The sequence below is a fragment of the Anaerolineales bacterium genome, from assembly GCA_022866145.1.
Taxonomy (GTDB): Bacteria; Chloroflexota; Anaerolineae; order Anaerolineales; family E44-bin32; genus PFL42.
The window spans coordinates 1-4505 of sequence record JALHUE010000196.1 but is presented as its reverse complement, the minus strand read 5'-3'; the positions used below and the strand labels follow the sequence as shown (position 1 = coordinate 4505).

The 4505-nt window shown below is 64.6% G+C and carries 4 protein-coding genes; all 4 read right to left on the bottom strand.

The genetic code is table 11. The features are described 5' to 3' along the window. The coding region (locus MUO23_06295) for a hypothetical protein (GenBank protein MCJ7512565.1) at window positions 1-211 on the bottom strand (211 nt) is incomplete at its 3' end. A gap of 514 nt (window positions 212-725) precedes the next feature. Next, window positions 726-1733, bottom strand: a complete 1008-nt coding sequence (locus tag MUO23_06290; protein ID MCJ7512564.1) for a hypothetical protein — start codon at window positions 1731-1733, stop codon at window positions 726-728. Window positions 1734-2138: 405 nt separating this feature from the next. Further along, a complete protein-coding gene (locus MUO23_06285) occupies window positions 2139-4241 on the bottom strand; it encodes a c-type cytochrome (protein ID MCJ7512563.1) in 2103 nt (700 codons plus the stop codon). A gap of 3 nt (window positions 4242-4244) precedes the next feature. Next, window positions 4245-4505: cytochrome b N-terminal domain-containing protein (locus tag MUO23_06280; GenBank protein ID MCJ7512562.1), on the bottom strand; the 261-nt coding region annotated here is incomplete at its 5' end.

The window sequence follows — 4505 nt, the reverse complement described above, 5'->3', positions numbered from 1 at the left end:
CCTGGCCGACCACCATCCCCAGGGCTTCGGGCCAGCGCGACCAGCCTTCCATCGCCAGATCCGCCCAGTTGACCTGTGTCGCCGATGCCAGCGATGTCGCCCACCAGGTGAGGTTCTGCGTCAGCCAGGCGGTGCCCAAGACGCCGAAGACGAGGAACGGGATCGTCAACCCCAGTGTTGCCAGTATGGCTACCAATGTGACTCGGAACATATCGCCCTCGGATGCCCGTCGGCTGCCTCTACGATAGTCGATTGGAAGAGACAAGGGAATCCGGCGCGCGCCGGAGATTGCTGATGGGAGTCACGGCGCATGCCGACTGGGGAATCACCCCATATGTGCCCTAGGCGACACACGATTCCGGGTGTCGGTCGCCCTCGAAAGCGGCCCGCCGTCGAGGGCAAAGGGGACGACAACGGGGCTTGGGCAACGCCCAAGCCCCGTTGTCGCTCTGGGGGGGCGCGGGCCCCCCTGCAATCGGGGTGGGCTCCTTCAGGCCTTTGAGAACCCGGGGAGAGCAATGCCCGGGTGAAAGCCGATTTATGGAACCCGTCGCTGGCGTCCTCAAGGATCGCCTTGTAGTTCCACTACGCAGCCGCAATCCCTTCCGGATTGGCGCGGCGAGAGGTGGACCGATCCCCTTCTTGGCCCACAATACCTGACCAAAGAACAAGCCGGGCACCCCTGCGGGCGCCCGGCTTTGACCGTACGGCGAACCTGAGTCCGACTACTTCAGCGCGTCCAAGGCCGACTGGAGCAGCGCCTTGGCGTACTTCGAGTTGTGGACTCCCATGCTCCCGTCATACTCGACGAGCTTGTAGTTCCACAGGGCCGTGGCGATGGCCTCCGGATACGTGCCGGGGACCGCTAGGTCGTCCTCGCCCAGGATGCCCTTGGCCCGAAGCTTGGCATTGACTTCGGCCAGCATCGCCGTGACCTCGGTCTGAACGCCGTTCATGTCGAAGTTCTCGGCATCGGCGTGGCAGGCCACGCAGCGCTCCACGGCGGGCGCGTAGGTGTGATTGAACTCCTCGCCCATGTGGCAGGCCACGCAGGTGTCCTCGACCGTGGCGTAGTGCGAGCTGGGACTACCGGTCACACCCGCGGCACCGCCCTCGCCCAGGAGCATCTGGGATTCCACGCCGTAGTGCGTGCCGAAGCGGGCGCTGGTGATCTCGATGTTCCCGCCGGTCGCGACCGGGAGATCGTTGCGGATCTGATGGCAGTTGGCGCACAGGTTGCCTGCGCCGCCGTCGTACGTGCCGCCGGTCTTCTCCAGCACCACGGCCTGCTCGCCGCCGGTCAGGCCCCAGTCGGCCGAGGTGTACGTGGTGTGCATCTGATGGCAGAGCCGGCAGTCGAACGGCGAGACGTTGACGATGCCGGTCACCGACGCATCATGTGGCGGCAGGCCGGCGCCGATGCGGGCCTTGGAGCCCTCGGTGCCGTGACAGCCGGCACAGTTGGTCTCTTCACCTCTCACAAAGGACTCGCCCGTTCCGTGGACCGAGGACTCGCGGAACTGCGCTTCCTTGGAGACGAGCAGGGTGGTGTCGTTGTGGCATTCGGTGCAGGTCAAGTCCGCCGCAGCCGGCGCCGCGCCGGCAGGGCCGGCGGGGCCGGCGGGGCCGGCAGGGCCCGCGGGGCCTAGAGGGCCCGGTTGAGCAGCACAGGCCCCCAGAATTACCGCGCCAGCCAGCAACAACGCTAGGATGGCAAAGTTCTTTCTTGACATTCAGCACTCTCCTCGAGTTTTGGCAAGGTTCACTACCCATACGACAGCCAAACGGTCTATGTGTGCGAAGTCACCTCCTCCATCCGCTGCGGAGGATTGACCCGGGCTGAGCGTTCCCCGGCCAATTCTCCGCCTGATCACCCTATGCGGCAACTCCGGTCTCGATGGCCCAAGTCAGGACGCATTGAGCTAGGATCCCCGTGCCGGAAATCAGCACACCTATGCCTGGGGGATAGGGTGAACACCCTAGGCAAGTGGGGCAAACAGAGTATACACCAATGTGCAACCCTGCACAAAGGGGAGTTCTGGGTAGCTCCTGTTGGCAAGGTCAAGCAAGCGCAACGGACCGCCAGGGGTCGCCCGGCGGTCCGTGAAGTCAAGTCTGACTATAGGCCGACACGCTGGCTACTCCGGGGCCCCACCTGCGATCCAGTCCAAGATGGTCTGGACTTCGGACGGCGGGAGGCCGCCTCCGGGAGGCATCTGCATTCCCGCCGTCGGGTCCCCCTGGAGCAAGGAGGCCAGCAAGCTGGCTTGAACATCGCCCGGGACGATGACCGGCGCACGCTCTCCGCTGGTCATGACCGCCGAGTAGCTGGAGGAATCCCATCCGCCCATGCTTCCATGGCAGGCGGCGCATCGGGCCTTGAAGATCGGGGCGACGTCAGCCGAGAAGGTGGGCGGGCCAGCGGACGGAGGGACCTCGGTTGGCTGCAATCCGCGGATGTACTGCACCAGCTCCTGGATCTGCAGTGAGGTCAGAATCTCTCCCCAGGCGATCATCGCCGTCGCCTCGTGGCCCTCACTGATTGTGTCGAAGATCGCCTGGTCGGTGGCGTAGCGGCTCTGGAATTCTCCCCCTCGCAGAGCTGGGCCCAGGCCACCCTCGCCAGCCGGTCCGTGACACCGGGCGCAAATATCAGTGAAGATCTGGCTGGCGCTCAGCGGTGCGGTGACCGCGGCCACCTCGGGCGGGGTCTCAACCGGAGGATTGTCCTCCCATGTGCGGAGGAAGGCGACGATGGCGTTGACCTGCTCATCGTCCAAAGGACCGCCGAAGGCCGTCCCGAAGGGCGACATGCCGAAGTCAGGCTGGCCTTGCGAGATCACCTGCCGCAGGGTCTGGTCATCTCGCGTCCCCAGGTACTCTCGGGAACTGATCGGGGCAATGATGTCCCCGGCCCGGGCGGGATTCGCCCCGCCCTCGCCGAAATCTCCATGGCATCCTGCACAGTTGCCGGCGAACAACTCCCGACCCACTTCGCTGGGGGTGCCGCGGGCGGCCTGCAGCGCATACTGGGTCAGGGCATCAAGTTGCTCGGCCGTGAGGACGTCGCCCCAGATGGGCATGGTCTCATGTGCGCCGCCGCTGGCAATGATCTCCTTGGCTGAGGCCACATCGCTGGCAGAAGGCACACGCGGGCCGTGGCAAGAGCTGCAGTTGCTGGCGAAGAGAGCCGACGCTTCGAGGGCGCTGGCCGGGTCGACCACGTACTGCGCCAGCAAATCGAGTTGTGCGTCGCTCAGGCGATCGCGCCAGGCGGGCATGTCGAGGTGGCGTCCGCCCTTGAGAATGATCTCGCGGAGTTGGGCTTGATCGCCGCCAAACGCGACGGCCTGTCCATGACACGAGGCACAGTTGACCTCGAAGAGACGTTCCCCGTCCGGGGCGACCAGGAAGTTGAGGAGTGAGGCGCGCTCATCTGCCGTCAGGCTCTTGGACCAGTCCGGGATTTCCTGTCCGCTGTGGGGGGGGTAGGTGAGGCCCAGATCCAATGAACTCCGCAGCTCGATCGGATCACTTGCCACGAGATCGACCGCTTGGTGACAGGCGCCGCAGTTGTCGCTGAAGAGCTCGCTGCCTGCGGGCGAAAGGATGAATCCGGCTAGGGCGTCAATCTGGTCGGAGGTCAGGTCGCCATTCCAGGCAGGCATCCCTTCGTGGCTTCCCTGGGCGATGATGTTGTGCAGGTCGGTGCCCGCGGCGACATCAATCCGGGGGCCATGGCAGGAGGAGCAGTTCTGGGAATATAACGCGGCGATCTGGTCTCCGGCGACGGCCTCGCCCGGGGGCGGGGCCTCCCGGACCGACTGGATTCCCAGACCGATCCCGGCGACCAGGACCAGCAAGGTGATGCCCGTGACGAAAGGTCTTTGCAGGAAATGCCGCTTAGGTCCACGATCGAGGAGCGGCAATGCCAGCAGCAGAAGAATCCCGATGGTTGGAAAGATGAAGACGCCGATCACTTCCAGCTTCCCCGGGAAGTACTTCAGCAGTTGAAAAACAGGCAGGAAATACCACTCGGGCCGCGGGCTGTAGCCAGTGTCGGCCGGGTTTGCCCGAGCCTCCAAGGGGATCCCGACAGCGTAGGCGAGCCCGATCAAGATCAGGAAGACGGCCAGAGCGATGACGGCGTCTTTGAACAGAATATCGGGGAAGAAGGGGACACCCTTCTTCTTGGCCTCGGTATACTCCGCCTGGTATTGCTTCTTGTCCTGTTCGTTCATCGCCTACTCCTTCCGCCCCGGCACGGCGCTGATTCCATGCCGAATCACCAGGTACAGATGGAGGAGCAGGAGCAGGGTCAGAGTCGCCGGAAGGACCCAGACGTGTACCCCAAAAAACCGGGCAAGTGTGACGGCGGAGAGCTCCGGGCCGCCACGCAGAATCCGCAGCATGGTCTGGCCGATGATCGGCGCCACACCGGCGATTTCAGTTCCCACCGTTGTCGCCCAGAATGCCTTCTGGTCCCAGGGCAGCAGGTAGCCTGT